This is a genomic window from Candidatus Phytoplasma melaleucae, from assembly GCF_030588185.1.
Taxonomy (GTDB): domain Bacteria; phylum Bacillota_I; class Bacilli_A; order Acholeplasmatales; family Acholeplasmataceae; genus Phytoplasma; species Phytoplasma melaleucae.
On sequence record NZ_JAOSID010000009.1, the window covers coordinates 1 to 20,358 of the forward strand.

At 25.6% G+C, this 20,358-nt stretch carries 14 protein-coding genes; 8 read left to right on the forward strand and 6 right to left on the reverse strand.

What is annotated here, in order from left to right:
* Nucleotides 1-241: 241 nt before the first annotated feature.
* The 5 genes from pth to yihA form a co-directional block, all read right to left on the reverse strand.
* Nucleotides 242-826 carry an aminoacyl-tRNA hydrolase gene (gene pth, locus OC680_RS01910; RefSeq protein WP_304515431.1) on the reverse strand — a complete coding sequence of 195 codons (585 nt, stop codon included), beginning with the start codon at nucleotides 824-826 and terminating at the stop codon, nucleotides 242-244.
* 130 nt (nucleotides 827-956) lie between these two features.
* Nucleotides 957-3,740: a cation-translocating P-type ATPase gene (locus tag OC680_RS01915; RefSeq protein WP_304515432.1), complete on the reverse strand. Its 2,784-nt coding sequence runs from the start codon at nucleotides 3,738-3,740 to the stop codon at nucleotides 957-959.
* A 98-nt stretch (nucleotides 3,741-3,838) separates the two neighbouring features.
* The gene (locus OC680_RS01920) at nucleotides 3,839-4,618 is read right to left on the reverse strand and encodes an alpha/beta fold hydrolase (RefSeq protein ID WP_304515433.1); all 780 of its coding nucleotides are present in this window, start codon (nucleotides 4,616-4,618) and stop codon (nucleotides 3,839-3,841) included.
* A gap of 15 nt (nucleotides 4,619-4,633) precedes the next feature.
* Entirely contained in the window at nucleotides 4,634-7,246 is a 2,613-nt protein-coding gene (locus OC680_RS01925; RefSeq protein ID WP_304515434.1) for a valine--tRNA ligase, read from the reverse strand.
* Nucleotides 7,247-7,440: 194 nt separating this feature from the next.
* Complete coding sequence (yihA, locus tag OC680_RS01930; RefSeq protein ID WP_304515435.1) at nucleotides 7,441-8,031, reverse strand: ribosome biogenesis GTP-binding protein YihA/YsxC; 591 nt, start codon at nucleotides 8,029-8,031, stop codon at nucleotides 7,441-7,443.
* A 474-nt stretch (nucleotides 8,032-8,505) separates the two neighbouring features.
* Between yihA and pheS the strand changes: the two genes are divergently transcribed.
* The 8 genes from pheS (at nucleotide 8,506) to OC680_RS01970 (ending at nucleotide 19,090) form a co-directional block, all read left to right on the forward strand.
* The gene (gene pheS / locus OC680_RS01935) at nucleotides 8,506-9,564 is read left to right on the forward strand and encodes a phenylalanine--tRNA ligase subunit alpha (RefSeq protein ID WP_304515436.1); all 1,059 of its coding nucleotides are present in this window, start codon (nucleotides 8,506-8,508) and stop codon (nucleotides 9,562-9,564) included.
* Nucleotides 9,565-9,602: 38 nt separating this feature from the next.
* Entirely contained in the window at nucleotides 9,603-12,008 is a 2,406-nt protein-coding gene (pheT, locus tag OC680_RS01940; RefSeq protein WP_304515437.1) for a phenylalanine--tRNA ligase subunit beta, read from the forward strand.
* 73 nt (nucleotides 12,009-12,081) lie between these two features.
* Nucleotides 12,082-12,972, forward strand: coding sequence for a ribosome small subunit-dependent GTPase A (gene rsgA / locus OC680_RS01945; RefSeq protein ID WP_304515438.1), 891 nt, complete (start codon nucleotides 12,082-12,084; stop codon nucleotides 12,970-12,972).
* 133 nt (nucleotides 12,973-13,105) lie between these two features.
* Nucleotides 13,106-14,941, forward strand: a complete 1,836-nt coding sequence (gene lepA, locus OC680_RS01950) for a translation elongation factor 4 (protein ID WP_420887959.1) — start codon at nucleotides 13,106-13,108, stop codon at nucleotides 14,939-14,941.
* Nucleotides 14,942-15,011: 70 nt separating this feature from the next.
* Nucleotides 15,012-16,307 carry an ABC transporter ATP-binding protein gene (locus OC680_RS01955; RefSeq protein ID WP_304515439.1) on the forward strand — a complete coding sequence of 432 codons (1,296 nt, stop codon included), beginning with the start codon at nucleotides 15,012-15,014 and terminating at the stop codon, nucleotides 16,305-16,307.
* A 5-nt stretch (nucleotides 16,308-16,312) separates the two neighbouring features.
* Complete coding sequence (locus tag OC680_RS01960; RefSeq protein WP_304515440.1) at nucleotides 16,313-17,161, forward strand: ABC transporter permease; 849 nt, start codon at nucleotides 16,313-16,315, stop codon at nucleotides 17,159-17,161.
* Nucleotides 17,145-17,942, forward strand: coding sequence for an ABC transporter permease (locus OC680_RS01965; RefSeq protein WP_304515441.1), 798 nt, complete (start codon nucleotides 17,145-17,147; stop codon nucleotides 17,940-17,942). Before OC680_RS01960 ends, OC680_RS01965 begins: the two co-directional genes overlap by 17 nt.
* Nucleotides 17,939-19,090: an extracellular solute-binding protein gene (locus tag OC680_RS01970; RefSeq protein ID WP_304515442.1), complete on the forward strand. Its 1,152-nt coding sequence runs from the start codon at nucleotides 17,939-17,941 to the stop codon at nucleotides 19,088-19,090. Before OC680_RS01965 ends, OC680_RS01970 begins: the two co-directional genes overlap by 4 nt.
* A gap of 486 nt (nucleotides 19,091-19,576) precedes the next feature.
* Here OC680_RS01970 and OC680_RS01975 read toward each other — a convergent pair whose 3' ends face one another.
* Nucleotides 19,577-19,939 (reverse strand): hypothetical protein, encoded by a 363-nt coding sequence (locus OC680_RS01975; RefSeq protein WP_304515443.1) that lies wholly within the window; start codon nucleotides 19,937-19,939, stop codon nucleotides 19,577-19,579.
* Between the last annotated feature and the right edge of the window lie 419 nt (nucleotides 19,940-20,358).

Consider the following 20,358-nt stretch of genomic DNA (forward strand, 5'->3'; position numbering starts at 1 on the left):
ATCATCTTCAGTTTTCAAAGACTTCCCATGTCATGCTAGAGAGGCATATCCTCCCTCCGGTATCAGGATAACGACTTCGGAGTGGTCAAAATTAAACACATATGAGAAAAAGTAATAGTAGTTAGATAATAAATATAAGAAACTAACATTCTAATTTTAATGTAAAAATTATATAAAGTCAACATTTTTTTATTCAAATTAAAATCAAAATAACAATGTTTTAATATAACACAACATAAACCTATACAGAAGTATTTTTCACATGACAAATATTTATCAGATTCTCGAAAGAAAAATCTTGAACAAAATTAACTAATAATTGTTTAAATAAAGGGAAATTATATAAAATCTTTTCCTTTAGCTTTTTATCAAAAGAGCGTAAAACATACTTATCTAAGGGAATATGGATGTTTCTGCCAACACCTATCTTTAATCTTTTAAGTTGATTAGTTTGTAAAGTATCAATTATATTTTTAAATCCATTATGCCCTCCATGACCTCCTGTAATTTTTAATTTAAAAAAACCAGCCTCTAAATAAACATCATCAATCAATATAAAAATATCTTTAATGTTAATTTGATAATTCATCATAATTTGATGAATAGCAAATCCTGATAAATTCATATAATTTTGAGGTTTAGCTAAAATTACAGATTGATTTTGTATTTTAAGATGATATACTAAACTTAATAATTCTTCAGAGGCTGACAAAATATTATTCTTAAATTCTTCTAATAGATAATCAATCAACATAAAACCTATATTGTGAGGCGTAAATTTAAATTGTTCACCCGGATTGCCTAATCCTACAATAAGTTTTTGCATTTCTTAAAATCTCCTGTTAGTTCTCTTATAAATTCAATTTAATTCAATTTTTTCATAATTATAAAAAAAATCAATTTACTCTATTTGTTGTTATATACAACAATTCCAATGACTTGAAAAATCAATTATCTTATTTGAATTTTATTCGACGAACCAAGAAGAATTTTTGGAAAGTATCACAAAGTAAAATAACAACAACACACAAAGATAAAGAGAAATAATGTTTAAATTCAATAGAACTTGTTTTAAAAAAATTATTTAATACATATATATTTTGGGAAATTAAAATAAACAATAATAGTTCACATAAAATACCAATAATTAAGAGTTTATTCTTTTTTTTGGCGGTTTGCCAAAAATATAATTCATCAGAACGACAAGCAAAAACATTTCCTATTTGAGAAAAAATGACAGCTCCAAAAGCCATAGTTGAAGCAAAAATAAAATCTGGTCTTGTTGCAATCAATTTAAATGGTATTTTTTGTTGAAGTAAATCAAAACCACCGTAATACAAAAAAAATATTAAAGCTAATATGCCTTCTATAAGACCTAAAAAACCATAACTTCTTGTTAATAGTTTTTTATCTAATAAATGTTCTTTATCAGTTCGGGGATTTTTATTTAATAAATTCTTTTCAGGTTCTTCAGCTCCTAAAGCTATAGCAGGTAATAAATCAGTTATTAAATCTATAGCTAAAATCTGCATAATAGTTAAATAAAGAGGTATTTTAAATAGTGCCATAAAAATGATAGGGAAAATTTGAGGAATATTAGAACAAAAAACATAAGTCATAAATTTCTTAATATTATCATAGATGCTTCTAGATTCTAAAACGGCTTTAGGAATAGTAGAAAAATTATCATCTAATAAAATCATATCAGCAGCATTCAGAACAACATCTTTGCTAGATTTCCCCATTGTTATCCCAATATGAGCAGCTTTCATAGCTAAAATATCATTAACTCCATCACCAATGACTCCTACAATTTCATTATTATTACAATAAGCTTCTGTGATTCTTAATTTATGTTTAGGAGTTGTTCTTGAAAAAAATATAGGTACTTTAGTCTTTAAAGTTTCTTGTAATTCCTCTTGTGACATATTATCTAGTTGAACGCCATCAATACTTAAAAAAGCATCTTTAATAAGTCCTACTTTTTTACCAATAGAAATAGCTGTAGGACCATAATCACCTGTAATAACAGTAATCCTTAATCCTGCTTTTAATAAATCGGAAACAGCTTCTCTTACTTCTATTTTAGGAGGGTCAAAATTAACAGCAAATCCTAAAAACACCATATCTTTTTCTTGATATGTTTCTTGTTCTATTTTCTTATAAGCAATTGCTAAAAGACGATATCCTTGCTCAGATAATTCTTCGATACGGTTCATACAAAAAACTTTTTCCTCTTGTGAAAAAAAACTGACTTGGTTATTTTTATATTGCATATCGCAATCTTCTAAAATAACATTTGGTGCTCCTTTAATAAATAAATATCGACTTCCTAAATCATAATATTCTTGGGATAAATTCGTTACTAAAGCACTCATTTTCTTACTTTCGGAAGAAAAAGGAGTAATTTTATCAATACTAAAACTGCTACGCGTTCGCAATATATCTAACCCATACTTAGAAGCTGCAATCAACAAAGCGCCTTCAGTAGGATTTCCAACAATTTGAAATAAATTCTTATTTTCAGGATTATGGATCAAATTAGCTTCTGAACATATAATAACAGCAATAAATAACTTATTTAGTACTTTATTATCTCGTTTTAAATCTAAATTTTTAAACTGTCCCTTCTTACTTAATCCGTTTCCAGTAATATCTACCCATCCTTCAGAAAATAATATTTTTTTACAAGTAATTTGATTTTCTGTTAAAGTACCTGTTTTATCTGTACAAATTATTGTAGCAGAACTAAGTGTTTCTACTGCGTATAATTGTTTAATTAAAGCTTTTCGTTTAGACATTCTTTGAGTGCCAATGGCTAAACTTAAATTAATTGTCGGTAACAATCCTTCAGGAATATTAGCTACTAACATCCCTAATGCTACAACAATGGAAGATTTTAAAGCCATTAACCAGCTCGATTCTCCTTGGTATTTAAAACGCCATAAACAAATTATAAAAACCAAAACAGATAACAGAGAAGCTATAGTGCTAATTTTTTTAACAACTATATGAATCTCTTTTTCTAAAGTACTAGTATTTTTATTAATAGTTTGCGCTAAACTAGATACTTCGCCTATTTGAGTATTTTCGCCAATAGAATAAACAATTCCTTTAGCGCTTCCTTGAGATATAGTTGTCCCCGCATAAACTAAATTAGATATTTCTGTAATAATATTACTTTTGGTTTCAAGATCGGCAGTTCTGTTTAAAGGAATAGTCTCGCCTGATAACATTGAATTGTCAACAAAAAAATTATTAGCTTCTATAAGGCGAACATCCGCAGGTACAGTAACTCCTACTTCTAAAAAAACTAAATCTCCTATGGTTAAATCTTTAGTATCAATAACTTCTATTTTTTTATTTCTATAAACTTGAATTTTTTTAGGGATCATATCGCTTAAAGAAGATAAAATCTTTTCAGCTTTATGTTCTTGAAAAAAAGAAAAAACCCCATTTACAACTACTACTGTAATAATAGCTACACCTAAAGCTATTTCATTGATGCAGAAAGCCAAAAAACCTGAGATCCATAATAAAATAGCAAACATAGAAATAAATTGTTTTATAAAATGTTTCCAAAAAGAAAAATTTTTACCTGATTTTATGATGTTTAAACCATATATAGTTTGTCTTTTTGTTACTTCTTCTGAGTCTAACCCCGTATAAGATGTTTTAAAATAACGAAATACTTCTTCTTGGGATAAATTGCTAATTTTTAAAATTTCTTCTTTTTTCATAAAAATTCCTTATTTTTAAAATGTTCAAATAACCAAATGCAATTCAAACTAAAAAAATCTTATTTCATATTTCTACGAAAAAGATTATATAAAATGAATTAAAATCTGTGTTTTAACCAAGTTAAAGTATCTTGTAAAACTTTTTGCAGTTCTATATCATGAAATAAATTATGATAGCTATTTTTATATAAAATTAAAGTTTTATCTTGAGAAAAAACATTATTTGAAATCAAAATTCCATCTTTGTAAGACACTATTGGATCTGTAATACTATACACAAATAAAATTGGAGTTTTATACAAAAAGAATCTTTTTTTCAAATAATTAATACTCAAAATCAATAAATTCCTTAACAAACGATAACTAACATATTCAAGACGATAAGGATAATAACCATCATCTAAAGGAAAATGAGCAATTTTTCCAGAAGAAAAATTAACTCGCTTTTTTTTAAAAAAATTCAATGAATACAAAGGATATCTTAAATTTTTATTTTGTAATGATTTAAAAGGAGCAGAACTAACAATAGCTCCTTCAACATTGCTATATTTTGTTAAATAACAATTAACAATGATTCCTCCCATACTATGACCTATTAAAATAACTTTAAAGGGGTATTTTTGTTTAACATAATCTACAATAAGCTTTAAATCATCTAGTAAAATATGAAAATTATAAATATCACCTTTTTTACCTTCACTTTTACCATGTCCTCTAACATCGTATAAAATAACATTATAATTATTTCTAAAGTAGAAGTCAGCTATATGAAGATAATCAAGAGAACTTTCGCCTAAACCATGAGTGATAATAATATTAGCTCTTGGATTGATAATAGTTCGAAAATGCATATAAAAAATATTATTATTTAAAAACATAAAATAACATTCCATTTAGATATCTTTAAAAAAATCATTTTCCGTTAATTTACGGTATTGATCCAAATATCTATAATATTTTTCTTTTTCTTCTTTAATTTTTAATTTATTAGCTTTTTGTAAAAAAGATACATTACTTAGTATTTTTTTGCTTCTTTCAATTTCTTTTAATAGTTTCTTAATTTGCTGAGATAAATTTTCTTTTAACGAAACATTTTGAATTTCGCGAAATACTTTACTGTCTAAAAAAACATAAATTTCTTTTGAAAAAAATAATAATTTATAGTTTGAATCAGGGAATTTATCTTGAAAATCAATCAAAGAAGCTTTTAATAAAATAGTCAATGTAGATAATAAAAGCTTAAATGCATTAATTTTGTGAATAGAAGTTACTATGCATAATGGTAATAAAAAACGATCCGTTATTTTATTTTTCTGGCGAAAATTACGCATCTTAACAATGACTTCTTTGATAATTGCAAAAGTATCAAAAGATTCTTGATCATAATAAGATAATCTAGGTAATTTTTCGTTAATAATTGATTGCTTGAACCCTAATGTTTCATAAATAGCATCCGTCACAAACGGAATAAAAGGATGTAACATTTGCAAAACTATTTGTAAAACATAAAGTAGAAATTTTCTAGTATTATCAAATAATTCCGATTTATCCAGCAAATTATTTTTGAAAGAAATTTTCCAAAATTCTAATCCCCAATTAGCGAGATCTTCCCAAACAAAAGAATACAAAAGATCCCCAATAAAATTAAATTCATATTTTGAATAAGATAAATTAGTTTTATACATTAATTTTGATAATTGAGTCAATAAAAATTTTTCAGGCAAAGATAAAAGTTCTGTTTTAAAATTTGTCTGAGGAGGTATTTGAACATTTAATTGGACAAAACGACTAATATTCCATAATTTGTTAATAAAATTACGACTGGATAACATTTTTGTTTCGCTGTAATATAAATCAGAACCTGGAGATGAATTAGTAGCTAAAAACCATCTTAAAGCATCAACGCCGTATCTATCAATAATTTCTAACGGATCTACTCCATTTTCTTTTGATTTAGACATCTTATCGCCTTTTTCATCTCTAACTAAACCATGTAATAGAACATGTTTAAAAGGGATTTGCTGTGTTAAATACATACTTTGTAAAACCATTTTAGAGACCCAAAAAGTTAAAATATCATAACCCGTTATTAAAACATTAATAGGGAAACGTCTTTGAAATAATGACATATCTTTATCTGGCCAACCTAAAGTACATAAAGGCCATAAAGCAGAAGAAAACCAAGTATCTAAAACATCTGAATCTTTCGCAAATCCATCACCAGGGTCTTTTAACTGTACTTTCATTTCGTGATTTTCTTTATACCAAACAGGAATAGAATGCCCCCACCATAATTGACGCGAAATACACCAATCTTCCACATTAGATAACCAATCATTAAAAGATTTTAAAAATCTTCCGGGAAAAAAATTAATTTTATGTTTTTCTAAAATTAGCTTCGATATTTCTTTAGTTTTTAAAAACCACTGTAAAGAAAGGCGAGGTTCTATCACAGATCCTGAAACACTTGCAAAACCTACCGAATGAGTATAGCTTGCAACTTTGGAAACTAAATTTTTTTGCATTAAATCAGAAACTAATTTTTCGCGACATATAAAACGATCTAACCCTTGATACTTTTGAGCTAATTTATTCATAGTACCATCCGGATTAATACATAAAACAGCTTTAAGATTATGCTTTTTGCCTATAATAAAATCATTAAAATCATGAGCAGGAGTAACTTTTAATAATCCAGTACCAAATGACATGTCTACATAAGAGTCAGTCATGATAGGAATTTTAATATTACTATCTGGAATAAAAACTTTTTTACCAATAAGATCTTTATATCTCTTGTCATCAGGATGGGCCATTAAAGCCTGATCAACAAAAATAGTTTCAGGACGAGTAGTTGCTACCTCTACAGCCTCCCTATTTAAATGACAAGCATCAACTAATAAATACTTTAAATAAAACATTTTCCCTTCAATTTCCTTATAACTAACTTCTGTATCAGATATAGTTGTTTGTGCAAGAGAATCCCAATTTACAATTTTATAATCTCGATAAATTAATTTTTTTTGGTACATCTGAATAAAAACTTTTGTTACTGTTTCGTTAAAACCTTGATCTAAAGTAAACCTTTCATAATCATAATCTAAGTGAAGCCCCAAAGCTTTCCATTGCTGATGAATATTTGAGATATATTCTTTTCGCCAAATTTCAGCATATTCTAAAAAAATTTCTTTAGTTAATTTTTGTTCTGACCATCCTTCTGCTTTTAATTTTTTTTTAATTTTGATTTGTGTTGCTATACCAGCATGATCAGTACCTGGAACAAAAAGAACATCATAACCTAACATTTTATGTCTTCTTACAAGAATATCTTGTAAAATATTATTCCAAGCATGGCCTAAATGTAAATTCCCAGTAATATTAGGAGGAGGTATTACAATTGTAAAAGGTTTTTTGCCTGCGTTATTATCAGTCTTGAAATATTTCTTATTGAGCCAATTTTGATATCTATCTTTTTCAATAGATTTGAAATTATACTTAGATTTCATATTATATTTGTTTCATTTTTTACTTAATTCTAATTTACTTTTTTTAACAAAAGAAAGATAAATAACAACAAAAAATTAACATCTCTTATTCCCCATTTAAGCGAATATTTTAAAATGATAAGTGAAATATTTTAAAAAAACTAAAATAAATAGTTAATAAACTCATTCAACAGCTTCATTTCATTATAACTCTATTATGTATTTAAGCAATTATTTATCGAATAAATAATATCACTAAAGCCTTCCTTCGTTTTGCAAGAACACGAATACATATTTACTAAACCCGAATTAAATTGCAAGTAAGTCTTTTTAATTTTTGTCATGAAATTTATTATTTGATTATTAGAAATTTTATCTTTTTTGTTCAAAATGATAATTACTGGTATATTATATTTTTTCAAATGACGAAAAATTTGCAAATCTAACAAAGTAGGCCCAATTTGAAAATCTATTATTTGAAAAATAGTTTTTATAAAAAAATTTTGTTTTAAAAAATTATTCATCATAAAAAATATATTTTTTTGTAAAATTTTACTTCTTTTAGAAAAACCATATCCAGGAGAGTCTACTAAATAAAAAGAATCATTTAATAAAAAATAATTTAAAGTTATGGTTTTTCCTGGTATTTTCGAAAATAAAGCCAACTTTTTTGTACAAGTTAAAGCGTTTACGAAAGAACTTTTGCCAGCATTACTACGTCCTATTAAAAAAAATTCTGGGAACAAAGGATAAGGACGATATTTTAAATCAGTAATACTCTTGATAAATAAAGACTTTTTAATCATGTAATAATTCCTAATATATGTTCATAAAAAACATATTTAATTAAAATGAAGGTAAGCAATTAAAACTGCTAAATAATTATTTTATAACATAGCGTCCCGTTCACACATTATACCAAAAATCATATAAAGATAAATTCAACTTCTGCAAAAAATTAACACTTTTGGACTTATAAAATTAAAAATTTATTTAACTTCATTTTTTTATATTTAACTTAAGCTTCATATTTAATAATTTTCGACTATATTATATTATAATAAAATACAAAAGGCAAAATAACAAATACAATACAATAATATAACTATAAATAAGATGCTAATAGAACAGTAAATTAATGAAAGTAAATTTATGAAGTAATTAATGGTGTTGATTTACCTCATGAGTCAAAAAGTATTTGAAATAGAAGGTAAAAAAAGAAAATAATTAAAACCTTTTAAGATGCAGAGAAGATGCCCAAAAGGAAGTTTAAAGTTAGTATGAATCAACAAAACGCAGATTTAAATCGAATAATAATCACTTTAGAACAAAACATAAAAAAGAAAATCCAAAACACTAATTTAATCAAAAATTTAAAATACTTAGAAAGCGAATGTTTTGGTCAAAATGGATATTTTGTTTCTTTAATAAGAAAAATAAAAGAATATTCTCTAGAAGAAAAAAAAAAAATCGGAACCAAAATTAATAACTTAAAACAAGAAATTACTTTTCTCTTAAAAGAAAAAAAACTTTTTTTAGAACAACAAAATTTATTAAATTTAATCCAAAAAGAAAAAATAGATATTAGTCTGCCTGCTTTTAAGTTTCCTACAGGGAAAATACATCCCTTAAATCAAATTATAGAACAGATAGAAAACTTTTTTTTAGGGCTAGGATATTCCATTTATGACGGAACAGAAGTAGAGACAGATTTATATAATTTTGAATTCATGAACATAGGTAAAAATCATCCGGCTCGAGATATGCAAGATTCTTTTTACCTGGACATAAATAGAGAAAAACTATTAAGAACCCATACTTCTTCAATTCAAATAAAAGCTATGTTACAAAATGCACCAAAACCTCTAAAAATTATTTCATCAGGCAATGTTTATAGAAGAGATAAGGATGATGCGACACATAGTCATCAATTCACTCAGTTAGAAGGATTTGTTGTTAACCATCAAGCTAACTTAGCTAATTTAAAAGAAACTATTATTTTATTTATACAGAACATTTTTGGTAAAAATCAACAAATATTGTTTAGACCTTCTTATTTTCCGTTTACTAATCCCAGTTTCGAAGTAGATTTAATTATGGATAATGGCCAAAAGAAAAACAATGAAACTTTTTTAGAGGTACTAGGAGCAGGATTAATTCATCCTAATATATTAAAAAAAGGTGGATTTAATTGTCATAAATATCAAGGTTTTGCTTTTGGCATAGGGATAGAACGTATTGCTATGTTAAAATATGGAATAGAAGATATTAGGTATTTCTACAATAACGATATTCGTTTTTTGCAACAGTTTAATAAAGCGAGAATAACTAACAAATAAAAATAATTTAACAAAACAAATACGGAGAATAAAAGAATATGATAATTAACGAAAATATTTTAAAAGAATATCTTATTTCTATCCCTTCTATCTTAAATCTCAAACGTTTAGTAAATGATCATATTACTCAGATAGAACAAATCAAATATATACAAGAAAAATTTCATCAAAAAAAATTAATTATTGGACAAATAATAGAAATTAAAAAGAACTATAATAAAAACGGTAACAACTTAGCTCAAATAAGTATCGGAAATCAACTATTATCTGTCGAATGCCATAATTATAAAATGTTGGAAAAGAAAAAAATCATTCTTTTGCTTAATCAAAAAAAAACAAAACAAAAAAAAAACCAGAATTATCCAAATAAAACAACATCTAAAGAGACACTTAATACGGAAATTTTACCAGCCCAAGAATTGAAATTAAATAACTATTATTCTTCTCAACAGGAAAAAGAAAACCTTTTATTTTTAGATGATGAAGCCCCTATAGGTAAATGCGCTTTAACATATCTAAAATTAAAAGGTTTTTACATAGAATTATCTCTTACTCCTAACAGAACAGACCTTTTATCTCATATAGGATTTGCTCAAGACTTAAAAGCTATATTAAACAATACAAAAAACCAAGTTAATTTTATTCCACCCTCAAAACATACTTTCAAAGAAAGCAATATAACAAATACATTCAGAGCTCAAATAACAAGTCATGATTGTTTTGAATATCACGTTAGTTATATAAATAACATTCAAATTCATCCAAGCCCTTTATGGTTACAAAACCTTCTTATTGCTAGCAATATAGCACCCATGAATAATGTTATAGACGTTATAAACCTAGTTATGATTGAATATGGAATCCCTTTAAATGTTTTTGATGCATCTTTTTTGCCAAACCAAAAAATAAAAGTACGTAATGCTCATTACAATGAAAAAGTAAAAATATCAGAAACCGAAGAATACACACTAAATAACAATGATTTAGTTATCTGTCATGATAGTAATATTATATCTATAGCAGGAGTTATTAATCATAACAAATATGAAATTAACAATCAAACAAACAAAATAATTATCACTGCTGCTTATTTTAATCCCCAAAATATTTTAATAACAAGCAAAAAATTAGGAATTAATAACGAAAAAACTTTACGTTTTTCAAGAGGAATTAATCAAGAACTAATTCAAGCATCTTTAGAAAAAGCTATTTTTCTCTTACAAAAATTGACTAATTGTATTGTTTGTAAAAATATTTTTTCTATTAGAAAAAAAATACGTCAAAATCCAGAAATATTATTATCTCTAAAATTGATCCGTAATAAAACAGGAATAAATTGGACTATAAAAAAAGTTTTGAATATATTACATCGGTTAGATTATAAAATTCAAAATACGCCTAATAATATTCTCAAAATTGTAGCACCTTCTAGAAGATATGACATAAACATAGCTGAAGACGTAATATCGGATTTAGTTAGAATGCATGGATACAGTAAAATTATATCTCAGAATTTCTACATACAAGAATCAGGATTAAGAAACCATCAACAACAATCTTTATATAAATTAAGACATATACTATCTTATTTAGGTTTTTATGAAATAAAAACTTATAGTTTAACTGATAAAAAAACTTTTAATCTATTTTCCGTAGATGATAATTATCTACAAGTAATCAAACCAATATCCAAAACCAAAATAATCTTAAGACAAACACTAAGCGGAGGGTTAATAGAAGTTTTAAGTTTTAATCAAAAAAATGATAATTTGGATAATGCTTTTTTTGAGATAGGGAAAGTATATTATAAAAATAAGGAAACATTACATCTTTCGCTTGGATTAAGTGGTACTTTTATTACATCTCATTGGATAAGAAAAGGTATAGAAAGTTCATTTTTTATTTTAAAAGGGGTTTTAGAGACTATTACATCCTATTTAAATATTCAAATCAACTTATCACAAACTTCTCAATATCTAAATCTTCATCCTGGTATACAAGCTGATATCATATTTAAAAACAAACCAATTGGTTTTATTGGGGAAGTTCATCCTGCGCTATATAACATATACAACATCAAGAAAAGTTTTATTTGCGAAATAAATTTAGAAACAATTATTTTTGAACAACAAAAAGATTTTTCTTTTCAGAAAATACATAAATTTCCTTCTATTACAAGAGATTTAAGTTTTTTTGTGAATCGTAAATATACTTTTAAAGAAATATTAGAAACTTTAACATGTAAAAAAAGGAAAATTATGGTTAAATGCGAATTAATTGATCTTTATTATCCTGATCAAAAAATATTGCCTAATGAACATTCTTTATCGTTTCGATTTATTTTTAATGATATTGATCATAACTTAACTAAGAGTTATATAGATAATATAATGGAAGAAATAGAAAACCAAATTAAACAAAAGTTTCAAGCCAAAATAAGATAAATACAAATAACTTTTATCATTGAGTAATAAAACATTGGAGGGTTTTTTGCATAAAGGAATTATAGTCGAATTTTTGTCAAAAGAATACATTATCATTGATTTTGTAACTAAACAAAAAATCTATGCTGAAACCAAAGGCAAAATAAAATATCAACGGAGTCAGCGAAATAAATTACAACAACAATCTAATTACTCTAAAATTAAGATTGGAGATATAGTATTTTATGAACAAAAAAAAGATAAGTTTTTAATTGATAGTATTCAAACTCGTAAAAATGAGTTAAAACGACCTAACATCGTTAATGCAGATCAAGTTTTTTTAGTTTTTTCCTTAAAACATCCACAATTAAACTTTAAATTATTAGATAAATTTTTATTAATTTTACAAAAAATAAATCTCAAAATAATTCTTATTCTAACTAAAATAGACCTCGTTAATAAACTGGAAATTAAAAATCTCGAACAAAAAATATCATACTACAAAAAGTTCTTTTCTATCTTGTACGTTAGTGCTCAAAATATACAGACTTTAAAACCTTTAATCCCAATTTTAAACAACAAGGTAACTGTTCTAGCCGGTCAAACTGGCGTTGGCAAATCTACTTTATTAAACACTTTAGCTTTTCTCCATGTGAAAACTGGTGAAATTTCTAAAAAATCCAATAGAGGCAAACACACTACTAAAAACTCTAAATTATTTTCGCTTTATAATGGATATTTAGCGGATACACCAGGTTTTTCTCAGTTACATTTATACAACATTAAAGCTGAAGACATTAAAAATTTTTATAGTGATTTTATTATGCTATCTCAACAATGTTTTTTTAATCATAAGTGCTTGCATATTAACGAAAACAAGTGCAAAATAAAAGAAGCTTACCAAAAAGCATTAATTCCTAAAACAAGATATCTGAATTATTTAGCTTTTGTAAAAGAAACTAAAAAGCTAAAAAAAATATATTAAATAAATAATGAATGTAACAAATTAAGATTTTTTTTCATTTATTACTTAAAATAAATGTAAAATAAAAATAATAATAAGAAAATTAGTGCTAATTAAATTTATTCTTTTTTTGTAAGAAAGAGTTGTTTACAATATGATTAATTTAGAAAAAATAAATGCAAGACAAAGAAAAATACGTAATTTCTCTATTATTGCGCACGTAGACCATGGTAAATCTACTTTAGCTGATAGAATATTAGAAGTTACTAATACTGTTGATAAAAGAACAATGAAACCTCAATTTCTCGATTCTATGGAATTAGAAAAAGAAAGAGGTATAACTATTAAATTAAACACAGTAAAAATTATTTACCAAGCCAAAAATAATACTGAATATATTATGAATTTAATAGATACTCCCGGACATAGTGATTTTAGATATGAAGTTTCTCGTTCTTTAGCCGCTTGCGAAGGAGCTTTATTAATAATAGATGCCACTCAAGGAATACAATCACAAACAATATCTAACCTAGATTTAGCTTTAGAAAACAATTTAACAATTATTCCTGTATTAAATAAAGCAGATTTGCCTAATGCTGATATCATAAAAACTAAAAAAGAAGTAAAAGAAATATTAGGTTTAGATCCGGATTCTGTCATTATAGCTAGCGGCAAAACAGGTTTAGGGATAACAGATATTTTAGAAAGAATTGTTGCAGATATTAAATATCCGCAAGGAAATGTTCAAGCTCCGCTACAAGCTCTCATTTTTGATTCTAATTTTAGTAATTACAAAGGAGTTATCCCTTATATTAAAATAGTTAATGGTCTTATCAAAAAAGGCGATCAAATTCGTTTTATGACTAGTAATGCAGTATACGAAGTTATGGAAGTAGGTATTTTTCATCCTCAACCAGTAATTAAAAATTTTTTGTTCACTGGTGATGTAGGCTATCTAACAGCCTTTATTAAAAATATTGATTCTGTTAAAATAGGTGATACAATAACTTTAAAAAAAAATAGCATGGCGCAACCGCTACCCGGTTATCGTACTGTTAATCCTGTAGTTTTTTGTGGTCTTTATCCATCTGAAACTAATAAATATGAACATTTAAGAGAAGCTTTAAAAAAATTAAAATTAAGCGATTCTTCCTTAGTATATGAAAAAGAAAATTCAAATATTTTGGGAATGGGATTTCGTATCGGCTTTTTAGGGTTACTACATATGGAAATTATTAAAGAGAGAATCATTAGAGAATTTAACATTGAAGTAATAATAACAGCCCCTTCTGTCATTGTTCATGTGTACACAAAACAAAATCATAGAATTATTATAGATAATCTATCTAAATGGCCTCATAACCAGTCAATAGAAAAAATCGAAGAGCCCTATGTACAAGCATTAATTACATGTCCTGAGATATATATCGGTTCTATTATGGAAATTTCTCAAAATAAAAGAGGGCGATTACAAAATATTCAATACTTAAATAATCAAAAAACAACTTTAACTTATTTACTGCCTTTTTCCGAAATTCTTTATGATTATTTTGATAAACTAAAATCTGCTACCAAAGGATATGCTACTTTTGATTATGAGATGGATCTATATTATCCTAGTGATTTAAAAAAAATGGATATTTTATTAAATTCGGAAATTATTGATGCTCTTTCTTTTATAGTACATGCTGATTATGCATATGTAAAAGCCAAAATAATCTGTCGAAAATTGAAAGAATTAATCCCACAACAAATGTTTGAAATAATCATTCAAGCATCCTTAGGTAAAAAAATAATTACAAGAGAAACTATTAAAGCGCTGAGGAAAAATGTTACAGGTAAATGTGATGGGGGAGATATTAGTAGAAAAAAGAAACTCCTTGATAAACAAAAAAAAGGCAAAAAAAAAATGAAAGTATTAGGCAAAGTTAAATTGCCTCAAAAAGCCTTTTTAGCTATTATAGCGGCAAATAAAAACATAAAATATTAAACCAACTGGATTAGTATTAATCAAAACTCAATATTATATTTAATTTTTTAAGACAAAAAGGGATTAAAACATGACTCATTTAATAGAATTAAAGAATATTACTAAAGTCATTAATAACCAAATAATTTTAAAGAATATTAATCTGAAAATAAAACAAAACGAATTTGTAACTTTGCTAGGCCCTTCAGGTTGCGGCAAAACAACTATTTTAAAAATTATAGGAGGATTTGATGATTGCACTAGTGGTGATATTTACTTTAATAATAAAAGCATTGTAAACGTCCCTCCACACAAAAGATTAATTAACACAGTATTTCAAAACTATTCTCTGTTTCCTCATTTAAATGTATTAGAAAATATAGCTTTTGGGTTAAGGATAAAAGATTTAAACCATGACATTAAACAAAAAATAAAAATTTTACAAAATAAAACAAAAAAAGAGATTATAGAATTAAATCAAATATATCACCAAAGAATCAAGAAAATAAAACTTTTACAACCAAATTATTTATTTTCATGGTTGAATTTGCGTCAAAATCCTCAAATAAAAAAATTAAAAAACGAATTAAAACAAATCATTAAACAAATTCAGCAAAGGAAAGAACAAAATTTATTAAAAATAAAAGAAAATTTTTTATATCCGGAGATGAAAGAAAAATTCATTAAAAATAAAGTGTTACACTATTTAAAATTAGTAGGATTAAATGGATTCGAAAATAGAAATATCAATCAACTATCAGGGGGTCAACAGCAAAGAGTTGCTATCGCTAGAGCTTTAATCAATGAACCGCAAGTATTGTTATTCGACGAACCATTAGCAGCTTTAGATTTAAAATCTAGACAAGAAATGCAATACGAACTGAAAGAAATGCAAAAAATTTTTGGAATTACTTTTATTTTTGTAACTCATGACCAATCAGAAGCTTTAGCTATGAGTGATAAAATAGTTGTTATAAAACAAGGAGAAATTCAACAAATAGGTAACCCAGAAGATATTTATAATGAACCAGCCAATAAATTTATAGCGCAATTTATCGGAGAATCTAATTTAATTTCTGGCATAATGAAAGATGACTTTGCAGTAGTTTTCGATGATAAAGAATTTCGCTGTGTAGATTATGGTTTTGATAAAAACCAAAAAGTTGATATTGTTATCAGACCTGAAGATATCGATATTGTCAACTATGAAGACGGCTTACTTAAAGGCACAGTATACTCTATTTCCTTTAAAGGGGTTTATTGGGAAGTCATTATAAATACTAAATATAGAAATTATTTAATTCATACTACTGATTTTGTTGCAATTAATACCAAAATAGGTATTTTTTTTAAGCCTGAAGACATTCATGTCATGGAATTATGGTAAGTAAAATGAAATATTTATTAAACAATAAATCCCACAAATTTTATAAATGGTTACTAATCCCCTATTTTATTATCTTATTATTGTTGGTACTAATACCTATTTTTATCATTTTTTTTAATTCTATTCAAGAATATAATAATCAAAAACTTTTAAAAATGATTTTTACCATTAAATACTACAGAAAGTTTTATACCAATTTAAATTTTATTTATGTTTTGATAAGATCTATATCAATCGCTATTATTGCCACTTTTTTAATTGTTATCATTACCTACCCATTAGCGTATATTGTATCCAAATGTAATATTGTTATACAACCTATTCTAGTTTTGTTTATAAATGGCATTATTTGGGTTAACATGATTTTGAAAATTCAAGCTTTAGTACAAATTTTTTCTTTAACAGAAAAATTTCTGCAAATAGAATTAATCGGTACTAACTTTGCCATGTTTATTGGTTTTATTTATATATTTTTGCCTTACATGTTTCTATCTATTTATCTCAGTATTTCTAAAATAGATATAAGTTTAATTAACGCTGCTCAAGATCTTGGAGCTAATGAAAAACAAATCTTCTATAAAATTATTTTTCCTTTATCTTTACCTGGTATAATGACTGGTACTATTCTAATCTTACTGCAAACAGTTACTAACATTGTAGTCCCTAAATATTTAGGGCCTACTACTGTTACTACTATCAGCGAACTTATAGAAAATAAAACTTTTCTCAGTGGCGAAATAAAAAATGCTTGTGTAATGGCTATTAATTTAACTCTTTTAATGATCTTAATTTTAAATTTTTGTAAAAATAATAAATATTCAAGGAATTATAACAATTATGTTAAGCACACCTAAGAAAAAATTGTTCTACTTTTATTTGATTCTAATACTCATCTTTATTTATTTACCTATAGCATCTCTAATTATCTTTTCTTTTAATGAGACTGAAGGCCGAATAGCTTCATTAGTACATTTTAATAAATTTGGCACTAAATGGTACCGCAAGATATTAGAAGATGCATCAATAAAATCATCTATAATAATTACTTTAAAGATAGCTTTTTTATCTACTATTGTTTCTACTATCATAGGAACTTTTTCGGCTGTTTCTTTGATAAATTATAAACCAAAATGGCAAAAAATCATATTAAATATCAACCAATTACCGATTATTATACCAGAAATAATAAATGCTTTGGCTTTATTTGTTTTATTTAGTTTTATAGGATTAAATAATGGTTTTTGGCGTATGTTGTTGTCTCATATTTCCTTTAGTATACCTTATGTTTTGATTACTGTTTATGCTAAGTGTCTTACTCTAAATATAAGTTCTATTGAAGCAGCATACGATTTAGGTGCAACCCCTTTTCAAACATTAATAAAAATCATTTTACCTCAATTAAAAAGTTCTATGATAGCAGGAGCTGGTATAGCATTCGCTTTATCTTTTGATGATTTTATAATTTCTTATTTTGCAGGTGGTTCTAATTTTCAAAATATTTCAGCCTATATCTATAGTTTAAAAGGAACTATTAATCCTGCTATTAATGCTTTATCATCTGTTTTAATATTAATTGTGATATTAAAAATTATATTAAATTGTCTAACATTGAGAAAAGATTATAAAAAAAAATGAAAACCAAAAAAAAAATTATAATTATTTTTTTATTCTTATTGAGTTTGATTGTTAGCTATAAATATGTTGTCTCATACTCATCTAATGGTAAAAAAATTATAACCTTGTTTAATTGGGGAGAATATATTGATCCACAAATAATTATAGATTATAATCAAAAATCAGACAAATTCATCATTAAACAAAGTTTTTTTTCTTCTAATGAACTGGCTGTAAACAAAATAAAATCTGGAGATATCTATGACATAGCAATTTTAAGCGAATATTCTATCGAACAATTAAAGGATAATTATTTAGAACCAATTGATCGCAATAAAATTCATAACTTACAAAAAGAAACTAAAAATTTTCAAAAAGTAATAAAAACTAAGTTACCAAAAAATATTGAAAAGTACATTATTCCTTATTTTTGGGGTAAACTAGGTTTTTTATATCAAAAAAAGAAAATGACTATAAACAATGACAATTGGGAAGAATTATTAAAAAAATCAGATTTTAAAGTTTCTTTATATAATAATCCATTTGAAGGCATTTTTATCGGTTTAAAAGCTACTAAAGGTAACATTGGAGAAGCCTCGGAAGAAGATATCCAAAAAGCTGAAAAATGGTTACTAGATTTTAAACAAAAAAAAAAACATTTATCTTTTATAACAGACCAACTTTTAGATAATATGAAAATACCATCAGAGGAAAGATATGACATTTCTTTAGTTTACTCTGGCGACGCAAGATATTTAATGCAAGAAAACCCTAATCTAGAATATTATGATTTCGATAGTGGAACTAATATTTGGATTGATAATCTAGTATTACCTAAAGGAAGTAATTTAGAAGGTGCTTATGATTTTATTAACTTTTTATTACAAGATGATAAAATAAAACAAAATGCTTTGTTTATTGGATATGATTCTCCTTATTGGGAAAATAAAGAACTTAACAATAAATTAAAATTGTCAATTAGATTAGAAGATCAAATATACAGATATAATGAAGATATTAAACAAAAAATAAACGATGCTTGGAATAAAATTTATTCTTATCCAAGGTCTCAGGATAGTTATCTCTTTATACTAAGTTTTTTAATTATCATTATTTTAGTCATTTTACAATTAAAAATTTATATAACTAAAAGCATTACGAGAAATTAATAAAAATTATCACTAAGAAGAATACTAATAAAATATACCAATACACAGAAGGTATATAAAATGCTTTTAGGCTAATTTATAGTTTTTTATATTTTGGGTATTTCAATTTACGTAAATTAAAATAGCCTTTTAGTAAAACCAAACGAAAATACACGTTTTTAATAAGAAATAAGATAAATATTCTGCGAAGACGTTCAAATAGAAACAATCATAACTACAAGACATAATTGCAAATAATTCTTTTTTTATTATATCTAAAGTTTTTTCTCTGTTTAAACTAACAAAGTATTTATGCGAGACAAAACAAACTATAATCATAAAGAAATAACTAACTAATTATAATTAGTGAAAAAATTTGTTTTTTCCATTTGAAATGTTATTTCAACTAAAAAGAAACAAAGAATAAGTGGTAACAAAGTAATATTTTGTTTATCTTTTACAAGCAAATAAAACTTTTTTGAATTTATTTCTGTATTATGGAAATAATTATCGTCGGTTATTCCCAGTAAGTTCTTGGTATAATAAGAGTCTTTGTTCTAGATTCGCTATTAAAGCGGTTATGTTTCTTTGCAAAGCTTCTAAAATAGGTACTTGTTCAGGATTATTTTCTCTAGCAGTTGTTATTTGATTTACAACTTGTCGTTGTTGTGCTCTGTAATTGCCAATACTATTAGTAAGATTTACAATTTCTTCGAAACCATCAACTAAATTATTATTAGCAACATTTCGATTAGCATATATTCTACGATTATTATTCATCGCTAGAATATCATTATAATGATGACAAAAAAACTCTCCTGCAAATAAATAAAGTAAGCAAATACTCATAATCTTTAGTTTAGAAAACATCATAATACATTTCTCCTTTTTTGTTATCTTTTAATTATAACATTATTATCATAAATAATTTCAGTATTTATACTTTTACTTCTATCTGAGAACGGCTTCGAAGCAACAAAAGTAATTCATTCTCCCCCTATAGTCAATATATTCAAGTTCAATCCAAAACATAAATAAGTTTTTAAAAATTACTCTCTTTGTTCAAAGTGAGTTTATTTTTTTATGATGAACAAAGAGAAATTTGTTATTTATCCTTGCGCTATAAAGTTCAGAAAATAATTGTACAACTCTAATTCAAGCAGAATAGGTGATAAGAAGGTTAATAATGGCTGAAAGTTAAAAGTGCTCTGACAAATGACATTGGTGATAACCTACTTTTTTCCTATATTTATACTTTTGTTGTAACACAAAAAATGATAATTGCAACC

What these genes read in the sequence shown, in the direction of transcription:
- pth (WP_304515431.1), bottom strand. Translation starts at nt 826, where the DNA reads ATGCAAAAACTTATTGTAGGATTAGGCAATCCGGGTGAACAATTTAAA.
- OC680_RS01915 (WP_304515432.1), bottom strand. Translation starts at nt 3,740, where the DNA reads ATGAAAAAAGAAGAAATTTTAAAAATTAGCAATTTATCCCAAGAAGAA.
- OC680_RS01920 (WP_304515433.1), bottom strand. Translation starts at nt 4,618, where the DNA reads ATGTTTTTAAATAATAATATTTTTTATATGCATTTTCGAACTATTATC.
- OC680_RS01925 (WP_304515434.1), bottom strand. Translation starts at nt 7,246, where the DNA reads ATGAAATCTAAGTATAATTTCAAATCTATTGAAAAAGATAGATATCAA.
- yihA (WP_304515435.1), bottom strand. Translation starts at nt 8,031, where the DNA reads ATGATTAAAAAGTCTTTATTTATCAAGAGTATTACTGATTTAAAATAT.
- pheS (WP_304515436.1), top strand. Translation starts at nt 8,506, where the DNA reads ATGAATCAACAAAACGCAGATTTAAATCGAATAATAATCACTTTAGAA.
- pheT (WP_304515437.1), top strand. Translation starts at nt 9,603, where the DNA reads ATGATAATTAACGAAAATATTTTAAAAGAATATCTTATTTCTATCCCT.
- lepA (WP_420887959.1), top strand. Translation starts at nt 13,106, where the DNA reads ATGATTAATTTAGAAAAAATAAATGCAAGACAAAGAAAAATACGTAAT.
- OC680_RS01955 (WP_304515439.1), top strand. Translation starts at nt 15,012, where the DNA reads ATGACTCATTTAATAGAATTAAAGAATATTACTAAAGTCATTAATAAC.
- OC680_RS01960 (WP_304515440.1), top strand. Translation starts at nt 16,313, where the DNA reads ATGAAATATTTATTAAACAATAAATCCCACAAATTTTATAAATGGTTA.
- OC680_RS01965 (WP_304515441.1), top strand. Translation starts at nt 17,145, where the DNA reads ATGTTAAGCACACCTAAGAAAAAATTGTTCTACTTTTATTTGATTCTA.
- OC680_RS01970 (WP_304515442.1), top strand. Translation starts at nt 17,939, where the DNA reads ATGAAAACCAAAAAAAAAATTATAATTATTTTTTTATTCTTATTGAGT.
- OC680_RS01975 (WP_304515443.1), bottom strand. Translation starts at nt 19,939, where the DNA reads ATGTTTTCTAAACTAAAGATTATGAGTATTTGCTTACTTTATTTATTT.